Here is a 16347-nt window from a genome sequence, read left to right as displayed (position 1 = left end):
GGAGGAGGAACCGTCCAGGTGGTCCGGTACCTCATCACGCGCCTGGGTCAGGCCCTCGTCGTCGTCGTGCTCGTCACCGTGATCGCGTTCCTCATCCTGCACCTGCTGCCGGGGGGCGCGGCGCGAGCCACCCTCGGCAAGGAGGCGACGCTGGAGCAGTTGGCGGCGTTCAACCACGACATGGGTTACGACCGGCCCTGGATCCAGCAGTACGGCATGTACGTGCAGCGCCTGCTGCGCGGCGATCTCGGCTACTCGTACCAGCTCAACCAGTCGGTCGTCGAGGCGATCAGCCAGCGGCTGCCGAAGACCATGGTGCTGTCGCTGCTGTCGACCCTGCTCGCCATCGTGCTGGCCATCCCGCTCGGGGTGATCCAGGCGGTACGCCGCAACCGCTGGCCCGACTACGCGATCACCTCGCTGTCGCTGCTGGCGTACGCCACGCCCATCTTCTTCATGGGCCTCATGATGATCATCCTCTTCTCGCAGGTCTGGCCGATCCTGCCGCCGGAGGCGCCGCAGGGGTTCACGGTGGCCGAGGTGCTCGCCGATCCGGCCGGGCTGGTTCTGCCCACGGTCACCCTGGCCATCGTCACCATCGCGGTCTACTCGCGGTACGTGCGCTCCTCGATGGTCGACAACCTCAACGAGAACTACGTCCGCACCGCCCGCAGCAAGGGACTCTCGGAGCGGCGGGTGGTGCTGCGGCACACCCTGCGCAACGGGTTGTTCCCGGTCATCACGCTGCTCGGCATGTACCTGCCCGCGCTGTTCAGCGGGGCGCTGGTCGTCGAGTCGCTGTTCAACTTCCCCGGCATGGGGCAGCTGTTCTGGCAGGCGGCGCTGAAGCGTGACTTCCCGATCCTGCTCGGGGTCACCGTCATCATCTCGATCGCGACGGTCGTCGGCGCGCTCGTCGCCGACCTGCTGTACGCCGCCGTCGATCCCCGGGTCCGACTTCGCGGGAGCGCGTCATGAGCACACTCTCCGAGGCGGTCCGGCCCGGTGCCGCCGCCGACCAGCCGGCCGAGGCGGCCGAGGCGCCGGTGCGCGGCCTCTGGCGGCAGGGGCTGATCGTCTTCTGCGAGAACCGGCTCGCCCTGGTGGGCCTGGGCCTGTTCGTCCTGCTGGCCGGGATCTGCTTCCTCGGCCCGCTCTTCTACCACACCGACCAGGTGCACACGGACCTCACCGCCGTGCACCTGGCCCCGGGCGAGCAGGGGCACCCGCTCGGCACCGACGGGGTCGGCTACGACCAGCTGGGGCGGCTGATGCTCGGCGGGCAGACGTCGATCATCGTCGGGCTCGCGGCCGGGATCCTCGCCACCGCCCTGGGCACGCTCTGGGGCGCCGTCGCCGGGTTCGTCGGCGGCTGGCTGGACGCGGCGATGATGCGGGTGGTCGACGCCCTGATGTCGATCCCGTCGCTGTTCCTCTTCATGCTGCTCGCCGCCATCGTCACCCCGAGCGTGCCGATGCTCATCGTCATCATCGGCGCGTTCGCCTGGCTGGGGCCGGCCCGGCTGGTCCGGGGCGAGGCACTGACCCTGCGCTCCCGCGAGTACGTCCACGCCATGCGGGGGATGGGTGGCACCGGCGGCCGGGCGGTACGCCGGCACATCGTGCCGAACGCCATCGGGACCGTGATCGTCAACGCGACCTTCCAGGTCGCCGACGCGATCCTCTACGTCGCGTACCTGTCCTTCCTCGGCCTCGGCGTGCCGCCGCCGGCGGCGAACTGGGGCGGGATGCTCTCCGACGGCCTCGCGGACACCTACAGCGGCCACTGGTGGCTGCTGTACCCGCCCGGCATCGCCATCATCCTCATCGTCCTCGCCTTCAACTTCATCGGCGACGGGCTGAGGGACGCCTTCGAGGTCCGCCTCCGGCGGCGGTAGCAGGAGCAGGAAAATGAGCGAATCGACCGATCCGACCGTCCGCAACTCCTCGGCGGCAGCGCCCCGGCCCCTGCTGGAACTGCGCGATCTGGACACGGACATCGCGCTGCGGCGCGGTACGGTGCACGCCCTCGACGGGGTCAGCCTGGAGGTCATGCCGGGGGAGACCCTCGGCGTGGTGGGGGAATCGGGCAGCGGCAAGACCATGACCGCGCTGTCGATCATGGGTCTGCTGCCGCCCGGCGGCCGGGTGTCCGGGGGGCAGATCCTCTTCGAGGGCCGGGACCTGCGATCGTTGCCCCCCGACGAGGTACGCCGGATCCGTGGGGTCCGGATGGGCATGGTCTTCCAGGACCCGCTCACCTCGCTCAACCCGACCATGCGGATCGGGGCCCAGGTCGCCGAACCGCTGCGGGTGCACGAGGGCGTCGGCCGGGCGGAGGCGCGGGAGCGGACCGTCGAGATCCTGCGCCGGGTCGGGATGCCGCGTCCGGACCGGATCGTCGACAACTACCCGCACGAGCTCTCCGGCGGGATGCGGCAACGGGTCGCCATCGCGATGGCGCTGGTCTGCTCCCCGCGCCTGCTCATCGCCGACGAGCCGACCACGGCGCTCGACGTCACCACGCAGCGGCAGATCCTCGAACTCATCGACGACCTGCGGGAAGAGTTCGGGATGGCCGTCATCCTGGTCACCCACGACCTCGGGGTGATCGCCGGCCGCGCCGACCGGGTCGCCGTCATGTACGCCGGACGGGTCGTGGAGACCGCCGCGACCGGGCAGCTGTTCCGCTCGCCCCGGCACCGCTACACCGAGGCGCTGCTGGAGGCGCTCCCCGAGTCGGCGATCCGGGAGGCCGGTCGGCACGCCCGGCTCTACAGCATCCCGGGACTGCCGCCGGACCTGTCCCGGCCGCTGACCGGCTGCCGGTTCGCGCCCCGCTGCCGGCACGTCACCGACGAGTGCCGGACCGGCGAGATCCCCCTGTCGGCCGGCGCGCACCAGCACGCCTGCCTGCACCCGGTGCCCGCGGCGCCCGCCCAACCGGTCACCGTGGCCGCTCCGGCGCGGGTCGAGCCGGCGCCGGCGGACCCGGCGGCGGCCCCGGCCCGGGACGAGCCGGCGGCGACGCCCGTCCTGTCGGTGCGGGACCTGGTCAAGAACTACGCGGCGCACGGCCGTGGGCTCGTGCGCCGCGGCGCCGGGCAGGTGAGCGCCGTGGCCGGCGTCTCCTTCGAGGTCGGCCCGGGGGAGACCTTCGGGCTGGTCGGCGAGTCCGGCTGTGGCAAGTCCACGGTGGGACGGCTGGCCGTCGGCCTGGAACGGCCGAGCGCCGGGCAGATCCTGCTGGACGGCACGGACATCGCCGGCCTGACCGGGCGGGAGCGCCGCCGGATGCACCGGCAGGTCCAGCTCATGTTCCAGGACAGCTACGCCGCGATGAACCCGCGGATGCGCGTCGACGCCATCCTCGCCGAACCGCTCGAGATCCAGAAGGTGGGCGACGGGGCGGCCCGGCGGGCGCGGATCGCCACCCTGCTCGACCAGGTGGGGCTGTCGCGGCGGGTGCTGGAGCGCTATCCCCACGAGTTCTCCGGCGGCCAGTTGCAGCGCATCGGGCTGGCCCGGTCGCTGGCCCTGCAACCCCGGCTGATCGTCGGCGACGAGCCGGTGAGCGCGCTGGACGTGTCGATCCAGGCGCAGGTGCTCAACCTCATGCGGGACCTGCAGCGCGAGCTCGGCCTGGCGTACGTCTTCATCAGCCACGACCTGTCCGTGGTCGACTACATGGCGGACCGGATCGGCGTCATGTACCTCGGCAAGCTTGTCGAGGTCGGGCCCGCCCGGGAGGTGGTCCGGGCCGCCCGGCACCCGTACACGCAGGCGCTCATCGACGCGGTCCCCTCCATCACGCCGAACGCGGCGACCGCGCGCGAGGGCATCACCATCCGGGGCGAGCTGCCCAGCGCGCTGAACCCGCCCACCGGGTGCCGGTTCCGGACCCGCTGCCCCCTCGCCCAGGAGATCTGCGAGACGGAGCCGCCGCTGGCCGGCGACGGGCACCAGGTCGCCTGCCACTTCCCGCTGCGTCCCGAGTCGACCGCGGCGTCCGCGCGGGCCGGGGCGGCCGCATGACCACGGTGGAGATCTGCGTCAGCGACGTGCCGACCGCGCTGGTGGCCGAGGCGGCCGGCGCCGACCGGCTGGAGCTCTGCGCCGACCTCGGCCAGGGCGGCACCACCCCCAGCCTGGGGACGGTGGCGGTCGCCCTGCGGACGCTGCACCGGGTGGGCGTACGGGTCATGGTGCGGCCCCGGGGCGGCGACTTCCGGGTGAGCGAGGTCGAGGAGCAGGTCATGCTCGCCGACATCGCGGCCATCCGCGGCCTGCCCAATCCGCACGGCATCGAGGTCGGGGTGGTGGTCGGCGCCCTCACCGCTGGCAGCCGCCTCGATCTGGCCGTGCTACGGCGCCTGATCGAGGCGGCGGGGCCGCTGCCGGTGACCGTGCACAAGGCCTTCGACGAGGTCGACGACCAGCTCGGGGCGATCGAGGAGCTCATCGGCCTCGGGGCCGACGCGGTGCTCACCTCGGGTGCCGCGCCCACCGCGCTGGCCGGCGCCGGCCGGATCACCGCGCTGCGGCAGCGGGCCGGCGACCGGTTGCGGGTCGTCGTCGGCGGCGGCGTCCGATCGCACAACGTCCGGCAGGTGCTCGCGGAGACCGGGGCGCGGGAGGTGCACCTGCGGGCACCGGTGCGGCGCGACGGACGCGAGGCCACGGACGGCGACGAGGTACGCCGGGTCGTCGCCGCCACGCGGACCCGCTGACGGCGGCTCCAGGTTCGACCGACTCCCGGGTCGGGCCGTACGGGGCCCGGCGCCTCAGGACCGGTCCACACCGCCTCGGCCAGCCGGCGCGCTCTGGTCCGGCCGGCGGGAGCCACCGCGCCGGAGAACGGACCGGCGGCGGCCGCGAACCGGCCCGGGACAGCCCCGCGCCGGCGGCCGTGGGCGGCCCGTCCGGCGTACCCGGAACCGGTGGCCGCCGAGCGCGGCGGCGACCGCCGCGACGACCAGCACCCCCGCGGCGGCCGGTAGCGCGGCCGGCACCCCGCCGGCCGCCCAGCCGAGCAGCACCGTGCCCGGCACCCACACCGCCACCGCCAGGGCGTCGAAGAGCACGAACCGCCGGTACGGCAGCCCGGCCGCCCCGGCCACCCTGGGCACCAGGGTGCGCACGAACGCGGTCCACCGGCCGAGCAGCACCGCCGGCCCGCCCCGGGCGGCGACCAGGGTCTCGGCCCGCCGCCAGCGGTGCTCGCCCACCCACCGGCCCAGCCGGCCCCGCCGCAGCCGCGGCCCGAGCAGCCGCCCTTCCAGGTAGCCGAGCTGGTCCCCGGCGAACGCCGCGAGCGTGGTGACGGTGAGCGCGACGCCCAGGTCGAGCCGACCGGCCCGGGCCAGCAGGCCGACCGTCAACATGGTGGTGGCGGCCGGCAGCACCAGGCCGACCAGCAGGCCCACCTCGGCGGCGAGCACGGCCGCGGCGGCCAGCAGGACGTAGCCCGGCGGCAGGGCGTCGAGACGGTCCACCAGGGAATCCAGGAAGGTCACCTCCCCAGCGTGCCGCAGCGGGGCGACCCCGCCGTCCTTCCGCAGGCCGGTCCGGATCCTCCCGGCGGCCGAGCAAACCCCTAGGGTTCGCCCGGACCCCGCACCGGATTGAAGTCGTCGTCGACCAGGCCGAGCCGGTTCGCGAGCACCGCCGCCTGCACCCGGTTGCGCAGCGCCAGCTTCTCCATCGCGGCGGACACGTGCGTCTTGACGGTGGTCACCCCCAGGTGCAGCCGGGCGCCGATCTCCGCGTTCGACAGTCCGGCGCCCACCAGGGCCAGCACCTCCCGCTCCCGGGCGCTGAGCAGTCGCAGGCCCGCGGCGCGCCCATCCGGGTGGGGCCGCCGTTCCCGGTCGTGCGCGGCGAGCGCCCGGCCCAGGACGCGGGCCAGCACCGGCGGTGCCAGCAGCGCCTCCCCCCGCGCCGCCCGCCGCACCGCGTCCACCAGCTCCTCCGGGGCGCCGTCCTTGACCAGGTAGCCGAGCGCGCCGGCGCCGAGCGCGCCGTACACGTTGGCGTCGTCGGCGAACGTGGTCAGCACCAGCACCCGGGCCGACGGCTGGCGGTCCAGGATCCGCCGGGTCGCCTCGATGCCGTCCATCCGGGGCATCCGCAGGTCCATCAGGATCACGTCCGGCCGTAGCCGTTCGGCGAGCCGCACCGCCTCGTGACCGTCCCCCGCCTCGCCCACCACCTCGAAACCCCCGGCCGTCCGCAGCAGCAGGCCGACCCCGGCCCGGACGAGCGTCTGGTCGTCGACCACGAGCACCCTGATCATGCGTTCTCCCTGATCGGCAGCCGTGCGCGCAGCCGCCAGCCACCGCTGTCCGTGGCCGCCGCGGTGAGCGTGCCACCGAGCAGGCCGACCCGCTCCCGCATCCCGTTCAACCCGTACCCGGACGCGGGCAGCGCCGGACGCCGCCGCACCGGCCCGCTGTCCAGCACCTCCAGCAGCAGCGCGCCGTCGGCCACCCGGACGTCCACCGAGGCGACCGCCCCCGGCCCGGCGTGCTTGAGGGTGTTGGTCAGCGCCTCCTGGACCACCCGGGCTGCCGTCGTACCCACCACCAGCGGCACCCGGCCCAGCGCCGCCGGGACGGTCACCTGGACCGCCACGCCCGCCTCGCGTACCCGCCGGGCGGCGTCCCGGATCACCTGCGCCGGCTCCACCTGAGGCTCGGCCGGCTCGACCGCCTCCGGGTCCCGGAGCACCTCCAGCAGCTCCCGCAGCTCGTCCAGCACCTGCCCGGCCGTGTCGCGCAGCTCGCCGAGGGCGGACACCGCCTCCTCGGTCCGGCCGGTGTGCTGCACGGCGTACCGGGCCGCGCCGGCGCGCAGGGCGACCGCCGCGATGTGGTGGGCGACGATGTCGTGCAGGTCCCGAGCGATGGCCGCCCGCTCGGCGAGGCGGGCTGCCCGGTTCTCCGCCGCGCGGCGTTCCTCCACCTCCCGGGCCCGCTCCTCGGCCGCCGCCGCGGCGTGCCGCACCCCTCGCAGGTAGCGGCCGAACGCCACCGGCGCGGCGGCGACCCCCGCCAGCATGACCAGACGGATCAGCCCCGGGCCGCCAGAGAGGACCCCGGCATCGCCCTGCCGCAGGACGTCCACCAGCGTCACCCCCAGGAACAGGGCGTACCCCGCCGCCGTCGCCGACCGGCCGCACCGGCACGCGACGTAGCCCAGCGCGACCGCCCCGGCGAGCTGCGGCGTGCCCGCCCCGGCCGGCGCCACCGCGTCGGCGACGAGCAGCAGCGCCGACTCCGCGACCAGGACCGGCCCGGGCCATCGGCCTACGGCCATCAGGGCGAGCCCGGCGAGAACCGGGAAGACCCCCGCCCACTCCTGGCGAGCCGACCCGGGCCGGGCGAGCCAGGTACCGGCCAGCCCCAGGCCGGCCGCGACCAGCCCGAGCAGCGGCTCCCGCCACCAGTCGCGTCGCCCACCCGTCACCTGGCCAACCATACGGAGGGCCGGTGCCCCCACCGGCCCTCCCATCGGCCGCCGCGCCTCCTCCGGGTGGCCGGTACGCCGCCCGCCGGCACGAGGTCCGCGCCGCCGTCGCGCGCCTAGCGTCGACCGGCATGATCAGCGACGCGCCGACCTTCCTCGCCCAGTTCATCCGGCACCCGCTCGCCACCGGCGCGGTGCTGCCCAGCGGGTCGACGCTGGCCCGGGACATCACCGCGGCGGTGCCCCGGCTGGGCCAGCCCCTCGTGGTCGAGCTCGGGCCCGGGACCGGGGCGTTCACCCGGGCGATCCAGCGGCGGCTGGCCGGCCGTGGCCACCACCTGGCGGTCGAGCTCAACCCCACCTTCGCCGCCGGCCTGACCCGCCGGCATCCCACCGTCGAGGTGGTCCGCGCCGACGCCGCCACGCTGGGGGAGTTGCTGGCGGAGCGCCGCCTGGCGTCCGCCGACGTGGTGGTCAGCGGGCTGCCCTGGGCCGCGTTTCCCGCCGGACGGCAGCGGGCGATCCTCGACGCCGTGGTCGGGGCGCTCGGCGCGGGCGGGGTCTTCACCACCTTCGCGTACCGGCACGCGCTGCCGACCCGCCCGGCGCGGCGCTTCCACCGGCTGCTGACCACCGTCTTTGACGAGGTGACCACGGGTCGGACGGTCTGGACCAACCTGCCGCCGGCCCTGGTCTACCACTGCCGCCGCCCGCTCCGCCTCGACCCCTGGCCCGCCGGGCCGCCCACTCCCGGGTCAGCCGAAGGGCTTGAGCGGTCGGGCATCGGCCAGGATGGCCGAGGGTCGTGGTTCGCGCAGCTGTCGCCGTAGCTCGACGGCCCGCCGGGAGTCGATCACCAGGACGGCGGCGGTGACGCCGGCCAGGATGGTGAGCACCCAGAGCGGCGGCAGCGGGCTGGTGATCGGCGCGAGGGCCGCGATGACCAGGATCCCGAAGCTCCGCACCCGGCGGATGCCGTGCCGGACGCGCCACCAGAATGCCTGGTCGGCCAGGAGATAGAGGACGACTCCGGTGAAGAGGGCCAGGTGCCCGAGCCGGAGGTGCGCACCTGGCGGGTGGCTGATCGCCCCCAGGAACTCGTGCAGGCCGAAGGCGAGCAGGATCAGTCCGGCGATCATGGGCAGGTGCAGGTAGGTGTAGGCGTCCCGGGCCAGCGCCGCGCGCTGCAGGCCGGGCAGGGCCTGCACCGTCCGGTGCCCGACGACCGCATCGGTGTCGAAGTACGCCCACCAGAGGCTGGACAACAGGACCATGCTGACCGCGATGGCGGCGATGACCGACCAGGAGATCGGACGACCGAACACGGCCACGCCGATCGATATGATGGCCTCGCCCAGCGCGATGAGGACGATGAGTTCGTACCGATCGGTCCAGTGCCGTGCGGAACCGATCTGCCAGAACCTCGCCCCGCCGAGGTAACCGCTGGAGAAATCCACGACAACGGCCGCGATCCAGAGGGCGGCTTCGAGCTGATCGGCCCCGTGTGGTCGCGAGACGGCCAGCGCGGCGAGCAGCAACAGGATCAGCGCCGTCACCGTCGGGACGCCGACCCGCCACAGCTGGGCGCGTAGCGCCGCGCCGGCGACCCGACGGAGCGCGGCCAGGTGCAGCACCCGGAGCGCGACGTAGCAGAGCACAACGATCATGGGGCCCGGCAGGCCGCCCGGCACGCGGTCGAACGCCTGCGGGGTGGCGATGCCGATCGTCAGGGTCAGCGCCACGATCAGCAGGACGCTCAGCCGGGTGAGGATGGACTCGCTGCGCAGGGCGTTCCCGAGCCCCGCGTAGGTGCACCAGGCCGCCCACAGCAGAGCGAGTACCGCCAGCCCCTGGGCGACCCCGAGCGCGGAGGGATGCCGGGCGATCAGCACGGTGACCTGGATGAACGCGTACACGACCACCAGGTCGAGGAAGAGTTCCTTCGGCGTGACGCCGGTGCCGGCGGCGCGGGCCGCAACCCGCGCGACCGTGTCGTGCAGTGCGCGGTGGCGTCGGCGGAACACGGAGAGGTCGACCAGCACCATGCTGACGAGCACGGCGGCGAGCAGTCCCACCACGGCCACCGCCGGCAACTGGAGCGCCACCGGCACCAGGGCGATGACCAGGACGATGCCCAGCAGGGGGCTGCGACCGAGCAGGCCGATGGTGCGGCGCTCGAGGGCCGTCAGGCTGAGGAGGTAGAGGAGGGCACCTCCGTAGAGAACGAACACGCTCAGCCGGTCCCACCGGTGCGCGGTGGCGGGCTCGACCGCACTCAACGCGCGTTTGAGGCCGAGCGCGAGCAGGACCAGCCCGACGATCATGGGTGCGTGCAGCAGGCTGTACGCGTCCCGCCCCAGCGCCGATCTCCGGCCTGCCGATCCCTGCTCCAACGCCTGTTCGGCGGCGAGCCCGGCGATGTCGAAGTAGCGCCACCACAGCACCGCCACGATGACGAGGCTCAGCGCCGACCCGGTGATGACGGCCCAGGTGATCGGTGGGCCCCCGTTCAGGCCCCGGCTGGTGCCGATCGAGATGATCGTCTCGCCGAGGGCGATGAGCACGATCAGCCGGTGCCGCTCGGTCCAGTGCCGCACCGACACGATCCGCAGGGCGCCCACCCCGATCGCCCGGACGCCGATGAAGTCGATCACCGCGGCGATGAGGAAGAAGGCCAGCCGCACCACCCCACCGTCCACCCCCGCGGGCAGGTGATGCGGCAGCAGGGCGCCGCACAGCAGCAGCGCCGCGCTGGCGCCCAACGGCAGCCACATCCCCAGCGCCAACCGCCGCATGTCCTGAGTGCCCCAGGCCGTGTAGGTCAGGATCAGCGCCGCCACCAGCCGAGCCAGCACGACGGCGACCACGAAGATCAGTGGTCCGAAGAGCGCCCCCGGCCGATCGACGAAGGCCACCGGCGTCGCGATACCGATCAGCAGGATGGTCGCGGCCACCCCGAACATGATCGGCCGGATGATTCCCCACCGGACCCGGACGACGTTGCCGACCAGGGTGTACGAGGTCCACGCCCGCCACAGCAGCAGGAGCACCACCACGCCCCGCAGCAGGCCCTCGAGCTGGAACGTCTCCGCCATCAGGTCCGTCACGCTCAGGAACGCGGACACGAACACCAGGTCGAGGAACAGTTCCAGCCGGGTCACCCCGGAGCTCGCGGTCCTGAACTCCACCTGCCCGGGGAGTCGCGCGCGGCGCCGCCCCGACCTCCCTCGCCGCCCGCCGCCGATCACCCACCCACTCTGCCAACCGGGCTACGGCCGGACCGGCAGTTCGACGGGGCTCGCCCGGCGGGTTCGGCCGGGCGTGGGTGCCTGGGTTGCCGCAAACGGGGACATTCGCGATTCGGCTTCGGCAGGATGAACCGCATGGACCGACGGGGCGTCCCGTCCGACGACGCCTCCGACCCACCCACCCGGAAGCGTGGCGGGGCGATGCTGGTGGCCGCGGCGGCAGCCATCGGCGGTTTCCTCTTCGGCTACGACACCGCGGTGGTCAACGGTGCGGTGGACGCGATCCGGGAGTCGTTCCGCCTGTCGGCGCTGGTGCTGGGGGCCGCCGTCTCCGCAGCCCTGCTGGGCGGTGCGATCGGTGCGTGGTTCGCCGGTCCCCTGGCCGACCGGATCGGTCGGGTGCGGGTCATGCAGCTCACGGCGGTCGTGTTCGCGGTCAGCGCCGTCGGCGCGGCGCTCGCGGTCGGCCCGATCAGCCTGACCGCCTGGCGGGCCGTCGCCGGCATGGCGGTCGGTGCGGCCAGCGTGATAGTGCCCGCCTACATCGCCGAGATCGCGCCGGCCGACAAGCGCGGCCGGTTCGGCTCCCTGCAGCAACTCGCCATCGTGACGGGGATCTTCGCGGCGTTGCTCGTCGACTTCGCCCTGGCCACCTCGGCGGGTGGCGCCAGTGGCGACGTGCCGTGGGGCGGGACGGCGTGGCGCTGGATGTTCGCCTCGGCCGCCCTGCCCGCGGCGCTCTACGGCCTGTTGGCGCTGCGGATGCCCGAGTCTCCGCGCTACCTGGTCCGGCGCGGGCGCACGGCGCAGGCACGCGAGGTGCTGGAGCGGTACGTCGGCGACGGGGTCCGCCTCGGCGAGATCGACCGGTCCCTGGCCGGTACGAAGCAGACCATGAACCTGTCCGATCTGCGCGGCGCGACAGCTCAGGAGCGCCGGTTCGGCCTGCTGCCGATCGTCTGGACCGGCATCATCCTGGCGGCGCTGCAGCAACTCGTCGGCATCAACGTGATCTTCTACTACTCCACCACGCTCTGGCGCGCCGTGGGCTTCGCCGAGAGCGACGCGCTCGTGACCAGCGTGATCACGAGCGTGATCAACATCGCGGGCACGCTGCTCGCGATCGCCCTCATCGACCGGGTCGGGCGCAAGCCGTTGCTGACCGTCGGTGCCATCGGCATGGCCGTCACCCTGGCCACCCTTGCCTGGTGCTTCAGCCGGGCCAGCGGGACGGGCGACAACCTGACCCTTCCGCCCGGTGTCGGTGTCGTCGCTCTCCTCGCGGCCAACCTCTACGTCGTGTTCTTCGCGGCGAGTTGGGGACCGGCCCTGTGGGTGCTGCTCGGCGAGATGTTCAACAACCGGATCCGGGTCACCGCCGTGGCGGTCGCCGGGTCCGCGCAGTGGATCGCCAACTGGCTGGTCACGATCTCGTTCCCCAGCCTCGCCGGCATCAGCCTTCCCCTCGCCTACGGCATCTACACGGCCTTCGCGGCCCTCTCCCTCGTCTTCGTCCGACGCTTCGTCCGCGAGACCAAGGGACGGGAACTGGAGACGATGTGACCGCCCGCCGGCGTCGTCGTCCCGGCCGGCGGTGCCCGTCGTTCGGGGCGCTGGGCCTCAGCGGGCGCCGACGATGCGCAGCGCCATCTCGGCGTACCGGGCGGCGATGTGCTCGGGGCTCCAGCCGCCGTCGTCCCGGTACCACCGGCCGAGGTCGATGCCGAGGGACAGCAGGGCGGCGCCCGCCATCCGCGGGTCAGGGGTGTCGAAGACCCCCGCGGCGACGCCGCGCTCCACGAGCTGGCGGATCGCCTGCTCGATCTGGTGGCGGAGTTCGCGGATCTCGGCCAGATGCTCGGGGCTGAGGGCGGCCAACTCGTAGTTCACGACCCGGGTGCCGGTGTGGTCGCGGGCGTGGAAGACCACGAAGTCGTGCACTACCCGGCGCAGCGCCGTGGCCGGGTCGTCGGAGGACGCGATCGCGTCGCGCACCAGCCGCAGCACGTGGTCGTGTCCGGACCGGGAGATCAGGTAGAGGAGTTCCTCCTTCGACCTGTGGTGCACGTAGAGCGCCGCCGGGCTCAGCCCGGCCGCGGCGGCGATGTCGCGGGTCGTCGTGCCGTGGAAGCCCTTCTCGGCGAACGCGCTGACGGCCGCGTCGAGCAGCCGGGCGCGGGTCGCGTCGGCGCGGGAGTGCTCGGCGGTGTCGGTCAACGGTCCGTCCTTCCTTCCTGAGCCCGGTCGGGGGCATTGGTATCACAGCGCCGGTGGCGGGCGGTGGGCGCGGAGCCGCCAGGCCGCATCTGTTGACGGCCGGCGGTCCCCTGCCGCACACTCCATCGAATGTATCCTAAGCAAGCGCTTAGTAACCTCGGAACGGAAGGTCGGCCCATGGTCTTGACGCGGGAGCGCCAGTCGTGACCACACCGAGCAACGCACCGGACTCGATGCCCGCCAGGTTCCGCGGCCGGACGGCCGTCGTCACCGGCGCCAGCCGGGGGATCGGCCTCGCCATCGCCGAACGGCTGGTCGCCGAGGGGGCCAACGTCGTCATCACCGCGCGCAAGCGGGAGGCGCTCGACCAGGCGGTCGCCCGGCTGGGCCCGGAGCGGGCGCTCGGCGTCGCCGGCCACGCCGACGACGTCGACCACCAGGCCGAGGTGGTCGCACGCGCCATCGACACCTTCGGCAGCGCGGACCTGCTGGTCAACAACACCGGCATCAACCCGACGTACGGGCCGCTGGTCGACCTGGACCTGACGGCGGCCCGCAAGATCTTCGAGGTGAACTGCCTCGCCGCCCTGTCCTGGGTGCAGCAGGTGCACCGGGCCTGGATGAAGGCACACGGCGGGGCCGTCGTCAACGTCTCCTCGATCGCCGGCGTCCGGCCCGCGCCCGGCATCGGCTTCTACGGCGCCAGCAAGGCGATGCTCACCCACATCACCCAGGAGCTCGCCGTCGAACTCGGCCCGGGCATCCGGGTGAACGCCGTCGCCCCGGGCGTGGTGAAGACGAGGTTCGCGACCGCGCTCTACGAGGGGCGGGAGGAGCAGGTCGCGGCGGCGTACCCGCTCAAGCGGCTCGGCGTGTCCGAGGACATCGGCGGCGTCGTCGCGTTCCTGCTCTCCGCGGACGCCGCCTGGATCACCGGTCAGCTGGTGGTCGTGGACGGCGGCGTCACCCTGACCGGAGGTGTCTGATGCCGGTACGGGACAAGGGCGTCGTGGTCACCGGCGCCGGCCACGGCATCGGCCGCGCGCTGGCCACCCGACTCGCCGGTGAGGGAGCGCGGGTGGTCGTCAACGATCTCGACGCCGAGGCGGCCGGCCGGGTGGCCGAGGAGATCGGTGGCTACGCCGCGCCGGGCGACGCCGCCGGCGAGCAGGGCGTCGCCGCGCTGGTCGACGCGGCCCGTCGTCACCTGGGCGGCATCGACATCTGGTTCGCCAACGCCGGGATCGACCGGGGCAGGGGGCTGGAGGCCACCGAGGCGGATTGGGCCGCCACCCACGAGGTGAACGTGATGGCGCACGTGCGCGCCGCGCGGCTGCTGGTGCCCGGATGGGTGGAGCGGGGGTCGGGCCGGTTCGTCGTGACCGCGTCCGCGGCCGGGCTGCTCACGATGCTCGGCAGCCCGTCGTACTCGGTCAGCAAGCACGCCTGCGTGGCGTTCGCGGAGTGGCTGTCGGCGACCTACCGGCACCGGGGAGTCGTGGTGCAGGCGATCTGCCCGCAGGGCGTACGGACCCGGATGCTCGACGACGCCGGGCCGCTGCAGGAACTGCTCAGCCACGACCCGGCGGTCGCGCCCGAGGACGTCGCCGAGGCGACGTGGCAGGCCCTGCACGACGACCGGTTCCTCATCCTCCCGCACCCCCAGGTGACCAGCTACTACCTGCACCGGGCGGCGGACACGGACCGCTGGCTGCACGGCATGAACAAGCTCCAGCGGCGACTCGAGGAGCAGGAGGCGATCCGATGAGGGCCTGGCGGGTGGCCGAGCTCGGCGAGCCCCGCGACGTGCTGCGGCTCGTCGACGTGCCCGACCCGGAGCCGGGTCCCGGGCAGCTCGTGGTGAAGGTGCTGGCCGCTCCGGCCAACTTCCCCGACGTCCTGATGTGTCGCGGTGCGTACCAGGTCAGGCCGGAGCTGCCGTTCACCCCCGGGGTCGAGCTGTGCGGCGAGGTCGTCGCGCTCGGCGCGGGCGTCGACGGCTTCGCCGTCGGCGACCGCGTGCTCGGTGGCAGCGTGCTGCCGTTCGGCGGATTCGCCGAGCTGGCGTTGCTGGACGCGGCGACCACGTTCCCCGCGCCCCCGCAGCTCGACGACGCCGAGGCGGCCTCGCTCTACATCGGGTACCAGACCGGCTGGTTCGGCCTGCACCGCCGGGCCGGGCTGCGCGCCGGCGAGACGCTGCTGGTGCACGCCGCGGCCGGGGGTGTCGGCAGTGCCGCCGTCCAGTTGGGCAAGGCGGCCGGCGCCCGGGTGATCGGGGTCGTGGGCGGCCCGGACAAGGCGGCGGTCGCCCGCGCACTGGGCGCCGACGTCGTCGTGGACCGCCGCGAGACGGACTTCGTAGAGGTGGTCAAGGCCGAGACCGGCGGCCGCGGCGCCGACGTCGTCTACGACCCGGTCGGCGGCGACACCTACCAGCGCTCGACCAAGTGCGTCGCCTTCGAGGGCCGGATCCTCGTGGTCGGCTTCGCCGGTGGCCAGATCCAGTCGGCCGCGCTGAACCACGCCCTGGTCAAGAACTACTCGATCGTGGGCCTGCACTGGGGCCTTTACCACCGGTACGACCCGGCAGCGGTCGCCGAGTGCCACCGTGCGCTCACCGCGCTGGCCGCCCAGGGCGCCGTCCGGCCCCTGGTCAGCGACCGCCTCGCCCTCGACGAGGTGGCCGCCGGGGTGCAGGGGCTCGCCGACGGCGCCACCGTCGGCCGGGTGGTGTACGTCTCGTGACCGCCACGAACCAGGTGCAAGCGGTGGTCTTCGACTACGGCGGCGTGCTCACCGGGCCGGTCCGGGCCTCCATCGCCGCGTGGCTGCGGACCGACCGCATCGAGCCGGCGTCGTTCTCGCGCACCCTCAAGGCGTGGCTGTCCCGCGACGCCCCGGACGGCACCCCGATCCACCGGCTGGAGACCGGGGCGCTGACCGTCGAGGAGTTCGACGCGCTGCTCGCCTCCGAACTCACCACCCTCGACGGACGCGCGGTGGACCCGGTGGGCGTCCTGGACCGGCTGTTCGCCGGGCTGCGCCCCGACCCGGCGATGTTCGCGCTCGCCGGGCAGTTGCGCGACCTCGGCGTACGGGTCGGGCTGCTCTCCAACAGCTGGGGCAACAGCTACCCGCCCGACATCCATGCGCTCTTCGATCCGGTGGTGATCTCCGGCGAGGTCGGTCTGCGCAAGCCGCTCGCCGCGATCTACGCGCTCACCCTGGACCGGCTCGGCCTGCCGGCGGACCGGGTGCTGTTCATCGACGACGCCGAGCCGCACGTGCTCGGCGCCCGCGCGGTCGGCATGCGGGCGCTGTGGCACACCGACGCCCGGAGCACCCGGGAGGCGCTCGCCGAGTTCTTCCCCACCCTGCCCCCGGCCGCACCCCACGACTGATCCGCCCCGTT

The 16347-nt window shown here is 73.9% G+C and carries 15 protein-coding genes; 10 read left to right on the top strand and 5 right to left on the bottom strand.

Annotation, left to right across the window (positions count from 1 at the left end):
- Positions 1–18: 18 nt before the first annotated feature.
- Genes ACGFI9_RS04080 through ACGFI9_RS04065 form a run of 4 tightly spaced genes read left to right on the top strand, consistent with a single transcriptional unit; the run spans position 19 to position 4730 of the window.
- Positions 19–978, top strand: a complete 960-nt coding sequence (locus ACGFI9_RS04080; protein WP_393174651.1) for an ABC transporter permease — start codon at positions 19–21, stop codon at positions 976–978.
- Positions 975–1898: an ABC transporter permease gene (locus ACGFI9_RS04075; protein ID WP_393174649.1), complete on the top strand. Its 924-nt coding sequence runs from the start codon at positions 975–977 to the stop codon at positions 1896–1898. Before ACGFI9_RS04080 ends, ACGFI9_RS04075 begins: the two co-directional genes overlap by 4 nt.
- A 13-nt stretch (positions 1899–1911) precedes the next feature.
- Positions 1912–4035: a dipeptide ABC transporter ATP-binding protein gene (locus ACGFI9_RS04070; protein ID WP_393174647.1), complete on the top strand. Its 2124-nt coding sequence runs from the start codon at positions 1912–1914 to the stop codon at positions 4033–4035.
- A complete protein-coding gene (locus tag ACGFI9_RS04065) occupies positions 4032–4730 on the top strand; it encodes a copper homeostasis protein CutC (RefSeq protein ID WP_393174645.1) in 699 nt (232 codons plus the stop codon). Before ACGFI9_RS04070 ends, ACGFI9_RS04065 begins: the two co-directional genes overlap by 4 nt.
- 54 nt (positions 4731–4784) lie before the next feature.
- Here ACGFI9_RS04065 and ACGFI9_RS04060 read toward each other — a convergent pair whose 3' ends face one another.
- From ACGFI9_RS04060 to ACGFI9_RS04050, 3 genes are all read right to left on the bottom strand, one after another.
- Positions 4785–5516, bottom strand: a complete 732-nt coding sequence (locus ACGFI9_RS04060; RefSeq protein WP_393174643.1) for a DedA family protein — start codon at positions 5514–5516, stop codon at positions 4785–4787.
- Positions 5517–5596: 80 nt separating this feature from the next.
- Positions 5597–6295 carry a response regulator gene (locus tag ACGFI9_RS04055; RefSeq protein WP_393174641.1) on the bottom strand — a complete coding sequence of 233 codons (699 nt, stop codon included), beginning with the start codon at positions 6293–6295 and terminating at the stop codon, positions 5597–5599.
- Entirely contained in the window at positions 6292–7467 is a 1176-nt protein-coding gene (locus ACGFI9_RS04050; RefSeq protein ID WP_393174639.1) for a sensor histidine kinase, read from the bottom strand. Before ACGFI9_RS04050 ends, ACGFI9_RS04055 begins: the two co-directional genes overlap by 4 nt.
- A 131-nt stretch (positions 7468–7598) precedes the next feature.
- On the opposite strand from ACGFI9_RS04050, the gene ACGFI9_RS04045 reads away from it, so the two are divergent.
- A complete protein-coding gene (locus ACGFI9_RS04045; protein WP_393174637.1) occupies positions 7599–8297 on the top strand; it encodes a class I SAM-dependent methyltransferase in 699 nt (232 codons plus the stop codon).
- Here ACGFI9_RS04045 and ACGFI9_RS04040 read toward each other — a convergent pair.
- The gene (locus ACGFI9_RS04040) at positions 8223–10655 is read right to left on the bottom strand and encodes a low temperature requirement protein A (RefSeq protein ID WP_393174635.1); all 2433 of its coding nucleotides are present in this window, start codon (positions 10653–10655) and stop codon (positions 8223–8225) included. The genes ACGFI9_RS04045 and ACGFI9_RS04040 overlap by 75 nt on opposite strands.
- Before the next feature lie 195 nt (positions 10656–10850).
- Here ACGFI9_RS04040 and ACGFI9_RS04035 point away from each other — a divergent pair, with 195 nt between their 5' ends.
- Entirely contained in the window at positions 10851–12278 is a 1428-nt protein-coding gene (locus tag ACGFI9_RS04035) for a sugar porter family MFS transporter (RefSeq protein WP_393174633.1), read from the top strand.
- A 57-nt stretch (positions 12279–12335) separates the two neighbouring features.
- Here ACGFI9_RS04035 and ACGFI9_RS04030 read toward each other — a convergent pair whose 3' ends face one another.
- Positions 12336–12932 (bottom strand): TetR/AcrR family transcriptional regulator, encoded by a 597-nt coding sequence (locus tag ACGFI9_RS04030; RefSeq protein ID WP_393174631.1) that lies wholly within the window; start codon positions 12930–12932, stop codon positions 12336–12338.
- A gap of 203 nt (positions 12933–13135) precedes the next feature.
- Between ACGFI9_RS04030 and ACGFI9_RS04025 the strand changes: the two genes are divergently transcribed.
- From ACGFI9_RS04025 to ACGFI9_RS04010, 4 genes are read left to right on the top strand one after another with little or no spacing between them, the layout of a single operon-like run.
- Positions 13136–13918, top strand: a complete 783-nt coding sequence (locus ACGFI9_RS04025; protein ID WP_393174629.1) for an SDR family oxidoreductase — start codon at positions 13136–13138, stop codon at positions 13916–13918.
- Complete coding sequence (locus ACGFI9_RS04020) at positions 13918–14700, top strand: SDR family oxidoreductase (protein ID WP_393174627.1); 783 nt, start codon at positions 13918–13920, stop codon at positions 14698–14700. Before ACGFI9_RS04025 ends, ACGFI9_RS04020 begins: the two co-directional genes overlap by 1 nt.
- Positions 14697–15680 carry an NADPH:quinone oxidoreductase family protein gene (locus ACGFI9_RS04015; RefSeq protein WP_393174625.1) on the top strand — a complete coding sequence of 328 codons (984 nt, stop codon included), beginning with the start codon at positions 14697–14699 and terminating at the stop codon, positions 15678–15680. Before ACGFI9_RS04020 ends, ACGFI9_RS04015 begins: the two co-directional genes overlap by 4 nt.
- Positions 15677–16336: an HAD family hydrolase gene (locus ACGFI9_RS04010; RefSeq protein WP_393174623.1), complete on the top strand. Its 660-nt coding sequence runs from the start codon at positions 15677–15679 to the stop codon at positions 16334–16336. The genes ACGFI9_RS04015 and ACGFI9_RS04010 overlap by 4 nt, the downstream gene beginning before the upstream one ends.
- The last annotated feature ends 11 nt before the right edge of the window (positions 16337–16347 follow it).

Source organism: Micromonospora sp. NPDC048930 (assembly GCF_043197935.1).
Classification (GTDB): Bacteria; Actinomycetota; Actinomycetes; order Mycobacteriales; family Micromonosporaceae; genus Micromonospora.
This window is presented reverse-complemented; position numbering and strand designations above follow the sequence as displayed.

Bases quoted from the DNA above. Each gene is read 5' to 3' on its own strand.
- ACGFI9_RS04075 (WP_393174649.1), top strand. From the start codon at position 975: ATGAGCACACTCTCCGAGGCGGTCCGGCCCGGTGCCGCCGCCGACCAG.
- ACGFI9_RS04070 (WP_393174647.1), top strand. From the start codon at position 1,912: ATGAGCGAATCGACCGATCCGACCGTCCGCAACTCCTCGGCGGCAGCG.
- ACGFI9_RS04065 (WP_393174645.1), top strand. From the start codon at position 4,032: ATGACCACGGTGGAGATCTGCGTCAGCGACGTGCCGACCGCGCTGGTG.
- ACGFI9_RS04055 (WP_393174641.1), bottom strand. From the start codon at position 6,295: ATGATCAGGGTGCTCGTGGTCGACGACCAGACGCTCGTCCGGGCCGGG.
- ACGFI9_RS04045 (WP_393174637.1), top strand. From the start codon at position 7,599: ATGATCAGCGACGCGCCGACCTTCCTCGCCCAGTTCATCCGGCACCCG.
- ACGFI9_RS04035 (WP_393174633.1), top strand. From the start codon at position 10,851: ATGGACCGACGGGGCGTCCCGTCCGACGACGCCTCCGACCCACCCACC.
- ACGFI9_RS04020 (WP_393174627.1), top strand. From the start codon at position 13,918: ATGCCGGTACGGGACAAGGGCGTCGTGGTCACCGGCGCCGGCCACGGC.
- ACGFI9_RS04015 (WP_393174625.1), top strand. From the start codon at position 14,697: ATGAGGGCCTGGCGGGTGGCCGAGCTCGGCGAGCCCCGCGACGTGCTG.